This window comes from Bradyrhizobium sp. 159 (assembly GCF_023073795.1).
In the GTDB taxonomy this organism is placed as follows: domain Bacteria; phylum Pseudomonadota; class Alphaproteobacteria; order Rhizobiales; family Xanthobacteraceae; genus Bradyrhizobium.
In genome coordinates, this window is sequence record NZ_JADPKE010000059.1 from 21,522 (window position 1) to 38,316 (window position 16,795).

A 16,795-nucleotide genomic window follows, 5' to 3' on the forward strand; every position below is an offset into this window, starting at 1 on the left:
GGCGCGGATGTGGATACGCCGGTGGCGACACTGACTACGCAGCGACCCCTGGCTTCTTGTCCCGCCGCCCCTCCGCCAAGTTCCTCACCACCACATAGAAGATCGGCGTGAACAGAAGCCCAAACAGGGTGACGCCGATCATGCCGAAGAACACGGCGACGCCGACGGCCTGCCGCATCTCCGAGCCGGAGCCGCTCGAGATCACCAGGGGCAGCACGCCGAGGATGAAGGCGAAGGACGTCATCAGGATCGGCCGCAAGCGCAGCCGGCAGGCCTCGATGACGGCCTCGAGCCGCGGCTTGCCCTCGTTCTCGATGTCGCGCGCGAACTCGACGATCAGGATCGCGTTCTTTGCTGCTAGTCCCACCAGAACGACGAAGCCGATCTGGGTGAGGATGTTGACGTCCTGGCCCATGATGCGCACACCGATGGTGGCAGCGAGCAGGCACATCGGCACGATCAAGATCACTGCAAACGGCAAGGTCCAGCTGCCATATTGCGCGGCGAGCACGAGATAGACGAACAGCACGCAGATCGGGAACACGTAGAGGCCGGCATTGCCACCGGTGACCTGCTGGTAGGACAAATCCGTCCATTCGAAGGTGAAGCCGCTCGGCAAGGTATCGTTGGCGAGCTGCTTGATGGTGTTGAGCGCGGTGGTCGAGCTGGTGCCCGGCGCCGGCTCGCCCTGCAATTCGGAGGCGGCGTAAAGATTATAGCGCGCGACGCGATCGGGACCCGAGACATCCTTGAACTCGACGACGCTGCCGAGCATCACCATGTCGCCGGAGGCGTTGCGCGTGCGCAGCCGCGCGAGGTCGCTCGACTCCTTGCGGTACGGGAAATCGGCCTGCGCGGTGACGTGGTAGGTGCGGCCGAACAGGTTGAAGTCGTTGACATAGGTCGAGCCGAAATAGGACTGGATCGTGTCGTTGATGTTGGAAATGGGAACGCCGAGCTTCTGCGCCTTGGTGCGGTCGATGTCCACGAAGAGCTGCGGCGTGTTGGCCGTGAACGGCGAGAATACCGAGGTGAGAGTGGGTGCCTTGCGCGCGGCGGCGACCAGCTCGTCGGTCGCAGCGGCAAGCATTTCGGGCCCGCGGCCCTGGCGATCCTGGACGCGGATGGTGAAGCCGCCGCCGGTGCCGATGCCTGGCACGGCCGGGGGCGGAATCACGATGATGAAGGCACCCTGAATTGCGGTGAGGCGCTTGCGCAGCTCGGCCGTGATGGCGTTGGCGGACAGCCTCTTTTTCAGTCGCACCTCGGGCTCATCGAAAACCGGAAAGAGCGCCGCCGCGTTGCCAGCCTGCGTGCGCGTGGCGCCGGAGAAGCCGGCGAATGCCGCAACACGGACGATGCCCGGCGTATCCAGCGAGATCCGCTCGATCTCACGTACGACCTCGGTGGTGCGCGCCAGCGACGCTGCGCCCGGCAATTGCACGGATATGATGACGTAGCCGCGATCCTGCGCGGGAATGAAGCCCTGCGGCGTCGTCACGATCAGCCAGCCCGCGCTGCCGATCAGCACCACGTACACCAGAAGCATCACGACCGAATGCCGGATCACGAAATTGGCAAGACCCGCATAGCCGTGCGCCAGCCGGTCGAACACCCGGTTGAACACGCCAGTGAAAGCATTCCAGCCGCGCGCGATGACGTTCCAGGCGGCCGGCGGCCGCTTCTCCTCGTGCGGCACCAGAATCTGCGAAGCCAGCGCCGGCGATAGCGTCAGCGAGCAGAAGCAGGAGATCGCGGTCGCGACCGCGATGGTGACGGCGAATTGCTGGAAAAATTGCCCAGAAATGCCGCCCAGGAACGCGGTCGGGACGAACACTGCGCAAAGCACCAACGCGATCGATACCAGCGCGCCGCCGACCTCTTCCATCGTCTTCAGCGCGGCGTCGCGCCGACTCATGCCGTGCTCGAGATGCCGCTCGACATTCTCGACCACGACGATGGCGTCGTCGACCACGATGCCGACAGCGAGCACGAGACCGAACAGCGTGAGATTATTGATGGAGAAGCCCAGCGCCGCCATCACCGCGAAAGTGCCGACCAGCGACACCGGAATAGCGATGATCGGAATGATCGCGGGCCGCCATCCTTGCAGGAACACCAGCACCACGACGACCACGAGCAGCATCGCCTCGTAGATGGTCTTGATCAGCTCGTGGACGGACTGCGCGATGAACTCGGTCGGGTTGTAGCCGATATTGTAGTCGAGACCTCTCGGAAAGCTCTCCTTGAGCTTCGTCATCGTGTCGGAAATGTTTTTCGCCGTCGCGAGCGCGTTGGATCCGGGTCGCTGCGTCACCAGCATGGCGACCGCGGATTTGCGCAGCAGGAAGCTGTTGGTGGTGTAGGACAAGGCACCCAGCTCGATGCGGGCGACGTCGCGCAGGCGGACAATCCGGCCATCGGGGCCGGCCTTGATCAGGATGTCCTCGAACTGCTTCTGATCCTTCAGGCGCCCCGTGAAGGTGAGGTTCGGCTGGAAAGCGCGGTCGGCGATCGGCGGCTCGGCGATCTGGCCGCCGGCGATCTGAACGTTCTGGGCGCGGATCGCCGCCAGCACCTCGGCCGAGGTCAGGCCGAGATTGGCGATCCGGTCGGGATCGAGCCACAATCGCATCGAATAGTCGCGTGCGCCAAAGATCTGGATGTCGCCGACGCCGTCGAGACGCAGCAACTGGTCGCGGACCTGGAGCAAGGCATAGTTGGAGATGTAGAGCTGGTCGAACGTGTCGTCCGGCGACAGCATGAACACGACCATCAGGATGTCGGGCGAGTTCTTGCGCGTGGTGACGCCGTTGCGCTGGACCTCCTCCGGCAGACGCGGCTGCGCGATGGCGACGCGGTTCTGCACCAGCACCTGGGCCTTGTCGAGATCGGTGCCGAGCTTGAAGGTGACGGTGATGGTGAGCTGGCCGTTCGAGGTCGCCTGGCTGTAGAGATACAGCATGTCCTCGACGCCGTTGATCTCCTGCTCGATGGGAGCTGCGACCGTGTCGGATACGGTTTGCGCGGACGCGCCGGGATATTGCGTGGTGACCACCACGGTGGGCGGCACCACCTGCGGATATTCGGAGACCGGCAACGTGGTGTAGGCGATCGCGCCGACGATCAGCAGCACGATCGACAGCACCATTGCCAGGATGGGCTGGTTGATGGAGAGGCGGCCAAGATTCATGACTTGCCACCGGCCGGCGCTTGCGCCGTCTGCGGGGCGACCTTGGCGCCGACCCGGGCGCGTTGGATGCCGTTGACGATGACGCGATCCTCCGCCTTCAGCCCCTCGCGGATCACGCGCAGGCCGTCATCGAGCGGCCCGAGCACCACCGGACGCGCCTCGACCGTGTCATCGGGCTTCACCACGAACACGATCTTGCGGGACTGGTCGGTTGCGACAGCGACGTCCGGAATCAGCAGCGCATCATAGGGCGCACTGCCAATCAGGCGGACGCGCCCGAACTGGCCGGGCAGGATCGACAGGTCGGTATTCTTGACCACGGCGCGGCTGCGCAGCGTACCGGTCGAGACGTCGAGCCGGTTGTCGAGGAAGTTGACGGTGCCCTCATGCGACGGCTTGGTCTCACCGGCCAGCGTCACCTGCACCGGGTTCGCAGTGTCGCGCGAGCTTGGGCGCCGCCCCTCGAACCATAATTTGCTGTATTTGATGAAGGTCGCCTCATCCATGTCGAAATAGATGTAGATCGGATCCAGCGTGACGATCGAGGTCAGCAGCGTCGAAGCGCCGTTGTCGCTGCCCTGCACGAGATTGCCGGGACTGACGAGATGGCGGCCGACGCGACCGGTCAGCGGCGCCGTCACATGCGTGAACTCGATGTTGAGCTTGGCGGCCTTCAGCGCGCCTTCGGCCTGCATCTCGGCCGCATGCGCGGCCTGCAGGGCTTGGCGACGCTGATCGACGACCTGCTCCGAGACCGCATTGGTCTGCACCAGATTGAGGCCACGGTCGAGCTCGCGCTTGGCAAGCTCCACCCTGGCGCGCGCATCCGACAGCTGCCCCTCCGCCTGCGTGGCCACCGCCTCGAACGGACGGGGATCGATCACGTAGAGCAGATCGCCCTGACGCACGATGGCGCCGTCCTGGAACTCGACCGAGTTGACGAAGCCGCCGACGCGGGGGCGCACCTGTACCTCCTCGACCGCCTCGAAGCGGCCGGTGAACTCATCCCAATCGGTGACCGTGCGCTTGACCGGCGGGGCGACTGTCACCGGCGCCGCCGGCGGGGCAGCGGCCTGTGACGCCGGCTTGTCGCAGCCGGAAAGGGCGAACGCCGCAGCGAGAAGCCCGGCGATTGCGCTGCGCTGAACGAAATCGTGCTTTTTAACAAACTGCTCGCTTCCGTCCGGTCCGCTCATCCCAGGTCCTCGCATCAAAGCCGCAGGACAGGGTACTCGTCTACCCGCGGGCGACACAAGATGTGTCGCGATGATGAACTCTTCAAGACGACGGCGGACGCAAGGCTGGGGAAGCGGCCCTGACCGGATGGTGGGTTGACAGAGACGGAGACGGTCGCACACGGGCAGTGCGAGATGGGTGACGAAAAGCCATGCTCGGCACTTCCCTGGACGGTGAGAAGCGGCCAGCGTCTTCGCGCATGACGGACACCAGCGGCTCGGCTAGATTATGCTCTTAAAACAAAGACGAATTGTCCAGGGAGGACAGGCGTGCACCAGGGACGTGTCGTTTACGGCGCGATCGAGGAGGTTGTGTTCGGCCATCCTGCGGCCGAAGCCATCGTCGCGCAGATGGACCGGCTGGGCACGCGCCGCGCCTTCCTGATGGTCTCGGGCACGCTCAACCGGAAGACCGACGAAATCAAAAAGATTAGGCAGGCGCTCGGCGAGCGCTGCGCCGGCCTGTTCGACGCCATGCCGGCGCATACGCCGCGCGAGGCTGTGGCTACCCATGCGGCGCGCGAGGTGAACGCGGATCTGATCGTCACCGTCGGCGGCGGCTCCATCACCGACGGCGCCAAGGCGGTGCAGCTTTGCCTCGCCAATGGCATCGATGATATCGGCGGCATCGAGCGCATCCGCGTCCACAAGGGCATCGCGCCCGAGCTGACCGCCCCGAGCGTGCGGCAGATCAGCGTGCCGACCACGATTGCCGGCGGCGAGTTCAGCGCCATCGCGGGCGTGACCGACCGCAGCTCGCATGTGAAACAGATGTTGCGGCATCCGCTCACGGTGCCGCGCGCAACCATCCTCGATCCCGCTATCACCGTGCACACGCCGGAATGGCTGTTTCTGTCCACCGGCATTCGCGCCGTCGACCATTGCGTCGAGGCGATCTGCTCGCGCGAAACGCACCCTTACGCCGACGCGCAATCGGTGAAGGGCCTCGCCATGCTCGCCAATGCGCTGCCGCGGGTGAAGGCCGATCCCGCCGATCTCGACGCGCGGATGGATGCGCAGATCGGCACATGGCTGTCGATGGGCGCGCTTTCGGCCGGCGTTCCCATGGGCGCGAGCCACGGCATCGGCTACGTCCTGGGCGCAGCCTTCGACGTGCCGCACGGCTACACCTCCTGCGTCATGCTGCCGGCGGTGATGCGCTGGAATGCGCGCGACAATGCCGAGCGCCAGATGATCGTCGCGGCTGCCATGGGCTTCCCCGGCCAAAATGCCGCCGACGTGCTCGATGCCTTCATCCGCTCGCTCGGCATGCCCCGCAGCCTCGCCGAGGTGCGCGTATCGCCGGAACATTTCGACGCCATCGCCGAACAGGCGATGCGCACGAACTGGATCCCGCGAAATCCCCGCAAGATCGATGGCCCCGCGCAAGTGCGCGAAATCCTGCTTCTTGCCGCATGATCCAAAGCCGGAGGACTGATGTACCCAGGTCAGCATGCCCGCCTACGCCCGCTTCAGCCTGCCTTCATCATGGCGGCGACGGACGAGACCGTCACCTATCGCGAGCTGGAGGCGCGCAGTAACCGCCTCGCGCATCTGTTTCGTAGGCACGGCCTGAAGCGGCTCGATCATTATTCGATCTTCATGGAGAACAATTCGCGCTATCTCGAAGCCTGCGCCGCGGGCGAGCGCTCTGGCCTCTACTACACCTGCATCAACTCCTTCCTGACGCCGGGCGAGCTCGCCTATCTCCTCGTCAACAGCCAGTCCAAGATCCTGATCACGTCAATGGCGAAGCTCGACATCGCGCGCGAAGCCATACAGGCTTGCCCCGACGTCAGGCTCTGCGTCGTCGCCGACGGTCCTGGCGAGAGCGAGCGCATCGTCGGCCTGGCCGACGTGACCGCCGGTCTGCCGACAACGCCGATCGCGGATGAGTGGCTCGGCACCGCCATGCTGTATTCGTCGGGCACGACCGGACGGCCCAAGGGCATCCTGCGACCGCTGCCGGAGGAGCCGCCAAAGCACAATCTGCCGCTATTCGATTTCCTGACGAAACTTTGGCACTACCGCGAGGGCATGGTCTATCTATCGCCGGCACCGCTGTATCACTCCGCGCCGCAAGCTGCCGTGAACCTCACGATCCGCATGGGCGGGACCGTCGTCATCATGGAGAGTTTCGATCCGGAACGTTACCTCCAGCTCGTCGAACGATGGGGCATCACCCACACCCAGCTGGTGCCAACGATGTTCTCGCGCATGCTGAAACTGCCGGAGGAAGTACGCATCCGCTATGACCTATCCTCGCTGGAGATCGCGATCCATGCCGCGGCGCCCTGCCCGGCCCTGGTCAAGGACGACATGATCAAATGGTGGGGACCGATTATCCACGAATATTACGGCGCCACCGAAGGACTCGGCTTCACCGCCTGCAACAGCGAGGAGTGGCTCGCCCATCGCGGCACGGTTGGCAAGGTGCTGCTCGGCGACCTCCACATTCTCGACGAGAACATGAGGGAGTGCCCGACCGGCACGCCTGGGCAGATCTGGTTCAAGACGGCCTCGCCGTTCGAATATTTCAACGATCCCGAAAAGACCCGGGAGGCGCGCTCTGCCGACGGCAGCATGAGCACGGTCGGCGACGTTGGCTATGTCGACAAGGACCGCTTCCTCTACCTCACCGATCGCGCGACTTTCATGATCATCTCCGGTGGCGTGAACATCTACCCCCAGGAATGCGAGAATCTGCTGATCACCCATCCGAAAGTCGCCGACGCCGCGGTGTTCGGCGTGCCCAATGCCGATCTCGGCGAAGAGGTGAAGGCGGTGGTGCAGCCGATGCCAGGCGTGGTGCCGGGCCCGGCGCTCGCGGAAGAGCTGATCGCGTTCTGCGCAAAATCGCTGTCGCGGCAGAAGGTGCCGCGCTCGGTCGATTTCGAAAAGGAATTGCCGCGACTGCCGACGGGGAAACTGTACAAGCGGCTGCTGCGGGACAGGTACTGGGGGAACAAGGCGTCGCGTATCGTGTGAGGCGCAGCCACAAACTCGGTTGTTGTCCCAGCGCGCACCGATTTGGGACAACGCTGGCGTTTGTTGGCTGCGCCCCGAAAGGAACCGTCCTTCGCACCGCACTGTGACATCGTGAGAGAACAGCGCCGCGGCCTTCCGTCATCCGAATTGTCGAGAGCGTGGACGGCCTTGCCGGTTGCCTCCCTTCACGCCCATCGCTATCGTCCCCTCAAACAGGCCAAAAGGCCGATGTCCAGGGAGGACGAGGATGCGGAGCGTGCGGGCGCTCGCCGCGACGGCGGCGCTATCTTTGCTGGCGTTTTCGACCATTGCGCTTGCCGGCGAGCCCAAGCAGGGCGGTATCCTGCGGATGTATCATCGCGACAGCCCGGCCAATGCGTCCATCCTCGAGGGCGCGACCTATTCGATCAACGTGCCCTTCATGGGGGTGTTCAACAATCTGGTCATCTATGATCAGCACATAGCGCAGAACAGCCCTGAGACCGTCAGGCCAGAGCTGGCCGAGAGCTGGTCCTGGAGCGGCGACAACAAGAAGCTGACGTTCAAGCTGCGTCAGGGCGTGAAGTGGCACGATGGCAAGCCGTTCACGTCGGCCGACGTCAAATGCACCTTCGATCTCCTGATGGGCAAATCGCAGCAGAAGCTGCGGCAGAATCCGCGCAAGGCCTGGTACAACGAGGTCAACGACGTCGCGCCGAACGGCGATTTCGAGGTCTCATTCGACCTCAAACGGCCACAGCCGTCGCTGCTGGCGATGCTCGCATCCGGTTATACGCCGATCTATCCCTGTCACGTCTCGCCGGCCGACATGCGCACCCACCCGGTCGGAACCGGCCCGTTCAAATTCGTCGAGTTCAAGGCCAATGAATCGATCAAGCTGACGCGAAACCCTGACTACTGGAAGAAGGGCCTGCCCTATCTCGACGGCATCGAGTACACGATCATCACCAACCGCTCGACTGCCATCCTCGCCTTCGTCGCCGGCAAGTTCGACATGACCTTCCCGACGCACATTACCATCCCGCTCCTCAAAGACATCAAGTCGCAGGCGCCGAACGCGATCTGCGCCGTCGAGCCGACCAACGTTTCGACCAACATCATCGTCAATTCGGCGTCCCCGCCATTCGACAACATCGATATTCGCCGGGCGATGGCGATGGCGCTCGACCGCAAAGCCTTCGTCGACATCCTGTTCGAAGGCCAGGCCGATATCGGCGGCACCATGCTCCCGCCGCCGCAGGGCATCTGGGGCATGCCCAAGGACAAGCTCGAGACCATTCCAGGCTATGGCCCGAACGTGAACGCGAGCCGGGAGGAGGCCAAGAAGCTGATGCAGAAGGCGGGCTACGGCCCCGACAAGCACCTCGCGGTGAAGGTCTCGACGCGCAATCTCGCGGAATATCGCGATCCCGCGGTGATCCTGATCGACCAGCTCAAGAGCATCTATATCGACGGCGAGCTCGACGTCGTGGAGACGGCGAACTGGTTCCCGAAGGTCGCACGCAAGGATTACATGCTCGGCCTGAACTTGACCGGCAATTCCGTCGACGATCCCGATCAGTCATTCTACGAAAACTACTCCTGTGGTTCGGAGCGGAACTACACCAATTACTGCAACAAGGAGATCGAGAAGCTGTTCGACGTGCAGTCCCAAGAGATCGAAATAGGCAAGCGCAAGCAACTGGTCTGGGACATCGACAAGAAGCTGCAGGAGGACGTCGCCCGGCCGATCATCTTCCATGCGCGGGCCGGCACCTGCTGGCAGCCCTATGTCAAGGGGATCACGATCATGTCGAACAGCTCCTATAACGGCTTTCGCTACGAGGACGTCTGGATCGACAAGTAGCGCGGGCAGCTGACGGGTTCGATAGGAGGCGGTGCATGTTTTCCTATCTGGTGCGGCGCCTGTTCCTGATGCTCGTGACCCTGTTCGGGATCTCGATCGTCATCTTCTTCCTGCTGCGCATCGTCCCCGGCAACATCGTCGACATTCTGTTCGCAGCGGCCGGCTACGTCGATCCCGCCGACAAGGCCAATCTGGAGAAGGAGCTCGGCATCGACCAACCGCTGATCGTGCAATATTGGCACTGGATCGGCGGTCTTCTGCGCGGCGACTTTGGTTATTCCTACGTCTCGGAGAAGCCGGCGCTGCAGGAGATCCTGCCGCGGATTCCGATCACGGCGCGGCTTGCCGGCCTTGCGCTGTTGTTCTCGGCGTCCATCGGCATCCCGCTCGGCGTCATCAGCGCCGTGAAGCAGGGCACAAAACTCGACTATGCCCTGCGTGTCGTCAGCCTCAGCGGATTGTCGCTGCCCTCGTTTTGGCTTGGCCTTTTGATCCTGACCGCGTCGGTGGCGATGTTCGGGCAGATGCCGATCTTCAATCCCAATCCGCAGACCTGGCTCGAAGCGTTTGCCACCTATGCCGTGCCGGCGGCCGCGGTCGGCTTCCGCAGCGCCGCGCTGACCATGCGCATCACCCGCTCCTCGATGCTGGAGGTGCTGCGGCAGGATTATATCCGCACCGCCCGCGCCAAGGGCGCATCCGATGCTGCCGTGAACTATCACCACGCGCTGAAGAACGCGATCCTGCCCGTCATCACCGTGATCGGCATCGAGGCGGCGTTCCTGATCGGCGGGCTGATCGTCACCGAGACCGTGTTCAACATCCCCGGCGTCGCCCGCTTCCTGGTCGAGGCGATCCGCTGGCGCGATTACCCGATCGTGCAGAACCTCGTGATGTTCATTGCGGTCGTCGTCGTCTTCGCGAATTTCACCGTCGACATGCTTTACGCGGTGTTCGACCCGCGGATCAGGTATACGGACTAGGAGATCAGCTTGACTGCGATCGACTATGATCTCGAATTAAGGCGCGCCGGCGCACATGCGACCGGCGGCTGGAGGCGCGTGCTGTTCATGACGCAGCGGCACGTGCTGGGCGCGGCGGGGCTCGTCATCATGACGATCTTCGTGTTGACTGCGATCTTCGCCGATTTCATCGCGCGCTACGATCCGCTAACGGTCGATTCCGCCCGAGCGCTGGCGCGCCCGAGCCTTGCGCACTGGATGGGCACCGATTCCTTCGGCCGCGACGTGTTCAGCCGTATCATCCACGGCGCGCGGATCTCGCTCGCGGTCGGGCTTGGCTCCACGGCGCTCGGCGGCTCGATCGGCGTGATCGTTGGCCTCACCTCCGGCTATCTCTCCGGCTGGGTCGATCTCGTGTTCCAGCGCGTCTCCGATGTTCTCCAGGCGCTGCCGCTTCTCGTGCTGGCGCTGGTGATGACGGCGGCGCTGGGTCCGTCGCTGCCGAACGTCATCCTCGCCATCGCCATTCCGCTGATCCCAACGGTCGCGCGCGTCATCCGCGCCAACACGCTGGCGCTGCGCGAACAGCCCTTCGTGGAAGCGGCAAAATCGATCGGTATGAGCGAGATGCGGATCGCGCTGCGCCACGTGCTGCCGAACACGCTGGCGCCGCTGATCGTGCTGGCGACGGCCCAGCTCGGCTCGACCATCCTGACCGAGGCTTCGCTGTCCTTCCTCGGCCTCGGCATTCCCGAACCTTATCCGTCGTGGGGGCGTATGCTCTCGGAATCCGCTGCCGAATATGTCCGCACTGCGCCGTGGCTGGTGATCTTCCCGGGCATCGCCATCAGCCTCGCGGTATTCGGCGCCAATCTGTTCGGCGACGCCCTCCGCGACATCCTCGATCCCCGGCAGCGCGGCTGATGGCTGACAAATTCGATCTCGTGCTCGACGTGAAGAACCTGAAGACGGTGTTCTTCACCAATTCGGGCCTCTTCAAGGCGGTTGACGACGTCTCGTTCACAGTGCGGCGCGGCGAGACGCTGGCGATCGTCGGCGAATCCGGTTGCGGCAAGAGCGTTACGGCGCTGTCACTGATGCGGCTGGTGCCCGATCCGCCCGGCCGCATTGTCGGCGGCTCAGTCACGCTCGAAGGCACCGATCTGCTAGCGCTGGATGAAGCGGAAATGCGTGCTATCAGGGGCAACCGCATCTCCATGATCTTCCAGGAGCCGATGACATCGCTCAATCCGGTGATGCGGATCGGCGACCAGATCGCCGAGGCGGTGCGGCTGCACCGGAACTTGTCGGCCAAGGAGGCCGGGAATATCGCAGTCGAGATGCTGCGGCTGGTGCGCATCCCTGAGCCGGCGCGGCGCGCACGGGAATATCCGCACCAGCTCTCCGGCGGCATGCGCCAGCGCGCGATGATCGCGATGGCGCTGGCGTGCCGGCCCGCGCTGCTGATCGCGGACGAGCCGACCACCGCGCTCGACGTCACCATCCAGGCGCAGATTTTGGCGCTGATTCTCGACCTTCAGAAGGAGCTCGGCACCGGGCTGGTGCTGATCACGCACGATCTCGGCGTCGTCGCGCAAACCGCGCAGCGCGTGATCGTGATGTATGCGGGCCGGAAGGTCGAGGAAGCCGGCGTCGAAGCGCTGTTTGCATCGCCAAAGCACCCCTATACGCGTGGGCTGATGGCTTCGATTCCAGCCGTGCCGGCGTCCGGCGTCGCCGCACCGCCGCGGCTGAACGAAATTCCCGGCACCGTGCCGTCGCTGGTGCGGTTGCCGAAAGGCTGCGCCTTCGCGCCACGGTGCCCGCTCGCGATCAAGCGTTGCGAGGCCGAGTATCCGCCGCTGGCGGACTGGGGCGGCGGCCATCTCGCGGCGTGCTGGCGCGCGGCGGAAGTGGCGGAGGTGGCATGACCGAAGCGCTGCTCGAAGTCACCGACCTCAAAAAGCACTACCCGGTCCGCGCCGGCGTGCTGCGCCGGCAGGTCGGCACGGTTCATGCGGTCGACGGCGTGTCGTTTTCACTCGGCACCGGCGAGACGCTCGGCCTCGTCGGCGAATCCGGCTGCGGTAAGTCCACGGTGGCGCGGAGCGTGCTGCGGCTGGTCGAGCCGACCTCAGGGCAAATTCGTCTCGAGGGCGAGGACATCACCCATCTCTCGAAGACGGCGCTGCGGCCGCACCGCCGCTCGATGCAGATCGTGTTTCAGGACCCCTTTGCCTCGCTCAATCCGCGCATGACCGCGGGCGACATCGTCGGCGAGCCGCTGGCCGTGCATGGACTCGCCACTGGCAAGGCGCTGGAGGGGCGCGTCGCCAAGCTCTTTGAACAAGTCGGCTTGCGGCCAGACCAGATGCGCAACTTCCCGCATCAATTCTCCGGCGGCCAGCGTCAGCGCATCTGCATCGCGCGGGCACTGGCACTGGAGCCGCGGCTGATCGTCTGCGACGAGCCGGTCTCCGCGCTCGACGTCTCGATCCAGGCGCAAGTGATCAATCTATTGATCGATCTACAGCGGCAGCACGGCTTCTCCTATCTCTTCATCGCGCATGATCTCGCCGTGGTCGCGCATATCAGCCACCGCGTCGCAGTGATGTATCTCGGGCGAATCGTCGAGATTGCCGACAAGGACGAGCTGTTCCGCAATCCGCGCCATCCGTACACGCAGGCGCTGCTCGCCTCGGTGCCGGTCCCTAATCCGCTTGCGAAGAAACTTGCGCCGCTGGTCGATGGCGACGTGCCGAGCCCGGTCAATCCGCCCTCGGGGTGCGCGTTTCACACGCGCTGCCGGTTTGCGATGGAGCGGTGCAGAGTGGAACGGCCGGCACTGGTGGATGCCGCCGGCGGGCACCAGGTCGCGTGTTTGCTCAATAACGGGACGGGGCGGCCTCTCTAATGTCGTCCCGGTGAAGGCCCATGGGCGTTAAGTTAGTTTGCCGCCGCTACCCCGGCCCGATCTCAGCCATGATCTTCCCAGTGGTCACCTGCTCGCCCTCGGCGACATCGATCGCTGCGACGATGCCGTCGATGCCGGCCTTGTGAACGTGCTCCATCTTCATCGCTTCCAGCGTGAGCACCGGCTGATCCGCGGTGACGCGATCGCCCGGCTTGGCCAGGACGGCGACGACGCGACCATTCAGGGCCGCGCGGACCTTGCCGTCACCGCCATTGCTCGCGGCAGCCTTCGGCGCGGCCAGGGTAAGATCGACGACCGCGAGATGGATGCCGCGGCGCTGGACGTAGAGCCGGTCGCCATCGCGCAGGAATTTGGCGCTGTCAATCACGCCGTCATGGCGGAAGCGGATGGCATCGGCATCGATCTGGTCGATCTCGAATCGATCTTGCCGACCATCCGTTGCGACGGCGTAGCACCCGTCGCGCTCCCGCGTGATTTCGAGCTCATGCGTGTGGCCTGCGATCTCGACTTTTGCCGGCAGCGGAAACGTTGTCGCAAGGCTCCGTCCAGTTCGCCATGACGGCGCGCACGGGTTCGTGGCGTAGAGCAGCAGGCCGGCCAGCGCCGTATCAAAGGCGGCGGCCGTCCGCGGCGCAAACAGTTCATCGCGGTGCGAGCCGATGAAGGCGGTGGTGGCCTCGCCCCGGGCAAAGCCAGGATGACGCAGGCAGGACATCAGGAATGCCTGATTGGTGGTCACGCCAAACGCCGTGAGCTGTTCGAGGCCGACGATCAACCGGCCCCTCGCCTCCTCGCGGGTCGTGCCATGGCTGATCACCTTGGCGATCATGGAATCGTAGAACGGCGGGATCTCCGCGCCTGATTGCAGCGCATGCTCGACGCGGATACCTTCCGGCACCTGCCAGCGCGCCATGCGGCCGGACTGCGGCATGAAATCGTGTGCGGCATCTTCCGAGCACAGCCGCACCTCGATGGCGTGGCCTTCGAAGCGGATATCCTGCTGCTTCACCGGCAACGGCTCGCCGCGCGCAACGCGCAGCTGCAGCTCGACGAGATCGAACCCGGTGATCGCCTCGGTCACGGGATGCTCGACCTGGAGCCGCGTGTTCATTTCCATGAAGTAGAACTCGCCGCTCTGGTCGAGCAAAAATTCCAACGTGCCGGCGCCCTCGTAGCGCAGCGCCTTCATGGCAGCGACGGCGACCTCGCCCATTTTCGCGCGCAGTTCCGGCGTCACGGCGGGCGACGGCGCCTCCTCTATCAGCTTCTGGTGCCGCCGCTGCACCGAACAATCGCGCTCGCCGACATGGATGGCGTTGCCGTGGCTGTCGCCGAACACCTGGATTTCGATATGGCGGGGGTTCTGGATGGCCCGTTCGAGGATGACCGTGGGATCGCCGAACGCCGCCTTGGCCTCCGATCGCGCGCTGCGCAGCGCATCGGGAAAAGATGCTGCATCGGTCACGAGCCGCATGCCACGTCCGCCGCCGCCGGCGACCGCCTTGATCATCACGGGAAAGCCGATCCTTGTGGCTTCCGACAGCATCACCTCGTCACCCTGGTCGACGCCCTGATAGCCGGGCACGACGGGCACGCCGGCCTTCTTCATGATCTCCTTGGCGCCCGCCTTGTTGCCCATCGCCTCGATCGCCTGCGGCGAAGGGCCGATGAAGACGAGGCCCGCCTCCTTGCAGGCGCGCGCAAACGCCTCGTTCTCGGCGAGGAAGCCGTAACCGGGATGGACAGCGTCCGCGCCGCTCGCCTTGGCGGCGGCGATGATCGCGGGGATGTTGAGATAGGATTGCGCCGGCAGCGCCTCGCCGATCCGCACGGCTTGATCGGCTTGGCGCACATGGAGGGCGTCGCGATCGGGATCTGAATAGACCGCGACGACACCAAGGCCGAGTCGTCGCGCGCTGCGCATCACGCGCAGAGCGATCTCGCCGCGGTTGGCAATCAGGACCTTGAAAAACGGCCGGTGCTGCACTGATCCGTTCCTCATGGGCGGGCCACGGAGAATTGCATGCGCTGGGGTGTGCGTGCATCACCCTCGCGGCAGATCGCGAGCACTTCGGACAGCACTGCGCCGGTGTCGCGCGGATCGATCACGCCGTCGTCGAGCACGCGCGCGCTGGTCGAGAACACGTCCATCTGACCGTCGAACACGCCGATGATCTCAGCCTTCATGGCCTCGAGCTTGTCCTTCTCGACCGGTCTGCCGCGGCGCGCGGCAGCGGCCTCGGTCACGATCGCCATGGTTTCTGCAGCCTGCTCGCCGCCCATCACGGCGGTCTTGGCATTCGGCCAGGAGAAGCAGAAGCGCGGATGGAAACCGCGGCCGCACATGCCGTAATTGCCGGCGCCGAACGAGGCGCCGCAATAGAGGGTGATCTGCGGCACCGTCGCCGAGGTCACGGCCTGGATCATCTTCGAGCCGTGCTTGATCATGCCGGCCTCTTCGTAAGCCTTGCCGACCATGTAGCCGGTGGTGTTGTTCAGATAGAGCAGCGGCGTGCGAGTCTGGCAGCAGGCTTGGATGAAATGCGTCGCTTTGTTGGCGCCGGCGGGATCGAGCGGACCGTTGTTGGTGATGATGCCGATAGCCTGACCCTCGATGCGGGCATGGCCGCAGACCGTGGCCGGACCATAATTCGGCGCCATCTCGGTGAAATCGGAATCGTCGACGATGCGCGCGATCACCTGTTTCATGTCGACCGGGCGCTTGTGGTCCATCGGCATGATGCCGAGGAGCTCGTCCTGGTTGTAGCGCGGTGGCTTGAAGTGCAGAGCCGCTTTGCCCGGCCGGTCCCATTGCAGCGCCGCCATGATTTCGCGTGCGATGCGAAGTGCGTCGCGATCGTCCTCGGCCAGATAGTCGCCGAGGCCGGATACCTGCGTGTGCATCTCGGCGCCGCCAAGCTCCTCTTCGGTCGCGATCTCGCCCGTCGCGGCTTTCAATAGCGGCGGCCCGGCAAGGAAGGCGCGGGTGCGGCCGCGGACCATGACAATGTAGTCGGAGAGGCCGGTCTGATAGGCACCGCCGGCGGTGGATGAGCCGTGCGTCACGGTGACGACCGGCAATCCCGCTGCCGAGAGCCGCGCGAGATTGCGAAAAATGTTGCCGCCGCGGACGAAATCCTCGACGCGGTAGCGCAACAGATTGGCGCCGGCGCTTTCGACGAGCTGGACGTAAGGCAGCTTGTTCTCCAGCGCGAGTTCCTGCACCCGCAGCGTCTTGTCGAGTCCGTAAGGTTGCAGCGCACCGGCATCGATGCCGGCGTCGTTGGCACTGACCATGCAGCGGACGCCCGAGACAAAGCCGATGCCGGCAATGACGCCGCCGCCGGGCACGCTCTTGTCCGGATCCGGCACGTCGAACCTGTAGCCGGCGAGCGTCGACAGCTCGACGAACGGCGCGCCGGGATCGAGTACCAGCGCGACGCGCTCGCGCGGCAGAAGCTGGCCGCGCTTGTGGAAGCGATCTTTCGCTGCCGCCGACGCCGCCCGCGTGCGCTCTTCCAGCGCGCGCATACGGTCGATCAGCGCAAGCATGCCGTCGCGGTTGGCGTGGTAGGCTGCGCTACCGGGGGAAATGGTGTTTTCGAGAATGGACACAATTTACTCCGTCATTCCGGG

General features: G+C 64.6%; 11 protein-coding genes. 7 read left to right on the forward strand and 4 right to left on the reverse strand.

Going from position 1 to position 16,795, the window contains the following annotated elements; translation table 11 throughout:
- Positions 1 to 34: 34 nt before the first annotated feature.
- Both IVA96_RS16165 and IVA96_RS16170 read right to left on the reverse strand, forming a co-directional pair.
- A complete protein-coding gene (locus IVA96_RS16165; RefSeq protein WP_247418220.1) occupies positions 35 to 3,193 on the reverse strand; it encodes a multidrug efflux RND transporter permease subunit in 3,159 nt (1,052 codons plus the stop codon).
- The gene (locus IVA96_RS16170; RefSeq protein WP_247281920.1) at positions 3,190 to 4,389 is read right to left on the reverse strand and encodes an efflux RND transporter periplasmic adaptor subunit; all 1,200 of its coding nucleotides are present in this window, start codon (positions 4,387 to 4,389) and stop codon (positions 3,190 to 3,192) included. Before IVA96_RS16170 ends, IVA96_RS16165 begins: the two co-directional genes overlap by 4 nt.
- A gap of 309 nt (positions 4,390 to 4,698) precedes the next feature.
- On the opposite strand from IVA96_RS16170, the gene IVA96_RS16175 reads away from it, so the two are divergent.
- From IVA96_RS16175 to IVA96_RS16205, 7 genes are all read left to right on the forward strand, one after another.
- On the forward strand, positions 4,699 to 5,847 hold the full coding sequence (locus IVA96_RS16175; RefSeq protein ID WP_247418230.1) for an iron-containing alcohol dehydrogenase: 1,149 nt from the start codon (positions 4,699 to 4,701) through the stop codon (positions 5,845 to 5,847).
- An 18-nt stretch (positions 5,848 to 5,865) separates the two neighbouring features.
- On the forward strand, positions 5,866 to 7,416 hold the full coding sequence (locus tag IVA96_RS16180; RefSeq protein ID WP_247281922.1) for an AMP-binding protein: 1,551 nt from the start codon (positions 5,866 to 5,868) through the stop codon (positions 7,414 to 7,416).
- Between the two features lie 247 nt (positions 7,417 to 7,663).
- A complete protein-coding gene (locus IVA96_RS16185) occupies positions 7,664 to 9,262 on the forward strand; it encodes an ABC transporter substrate-binding protein (RefSeq protein WP_247281923.1) in 1,599 nt (532 codons plus the stop codon).
- A 35-nt stretch (positions 9,263 to 9,297) separates the two neighbouring features.
- Positions 9,298 to 10,245, forward strand: a complete 948-nt coding sequence (locus IVA96_RS16190; RefSeq protein ID WP_247281924.1) for an ABC transporter permease — start codon at positions 9,298 to 9,300, stop codon at positions 10,243 to 10,245.
- A gap of 9 nt (positions 10,246 to 10,254) precedes the next feature.
- Positions 10,255 to 11,148: an ABC transporter permease gene (locus tag IVA96_RS16195; RefSeq protein ID WP_247281925.1), complete on the forward strand. Its 894-nt coding sequence runs from the start codon at positions 10,255 to 10,257 to the stop codon at positions 11,146 to 11,148.
- Positions 11,148 to 12,155 carry an ABC transporter ATP-binding protein gene (locus IVA96_RS16200; RefSeq protein WP_247281926.1) on the forward strand — a complete coding sequence of 336 codons (1,008 nt, stop codon included), beginning with the start codon at positions 11,148 to 11,150 and terminating at the stop codon, positions 12,153 to 12,155. Before IVA96_RS16195 ends, IVA96_RS16200 begins: the two co-directional genes overlap by 1 nt.
- Positions 12,152 to 13,138, forward strand: a complete 987-nt coding sequence (locus IVA96_RS16205; RefSeq protein WP_247281927.1) for a dipeptide ABC transporter ATP-binding protein — start codon at positions 12,152 to 12,154, stop codon at positions 13,136 to 13,138. Before IVA96_RS16200 ends, IVA96_RS16205 begins: the two co-directional genes overlap by 4 nt.
- A 46-nt stretch (positions 13,139 to 13,184) precedes the next feature.
- On the opposite strand, the gene IVA96_RS16210 is transcribed toward IVA96_RS16205, so the two are convergent.
- Complete coding sequence (locus tag IVA96_RS16210; protein WP_247418233.1) at positions 13,185 to 15,161, reverse strand: acetyl-CoA carboxylase biotin carboxylase subunit; 1,977 nt, start codon at positions 15,159 to 15,161, stop codon at positions 13,185 to 13,187.
- Positions 15,158 to 16,774, reverse strand: coding sequence for an acyl-CoA carboxylase subunit beta (locus IVA96_RS16215; RefSeq protein ID WP_247281929.1), 1,617 nt, complete (start codon positions 16,772 to 16,774; stop codon positions 15,158 to 15,160). Before IVA96_RS16215 ends, IVA96_RS16210 begins: the two co-directional genes overlap by 4 nt.
- Between the last annotated feature and the right edge of the window lie 21 nt (positions 16,775 to 16,795).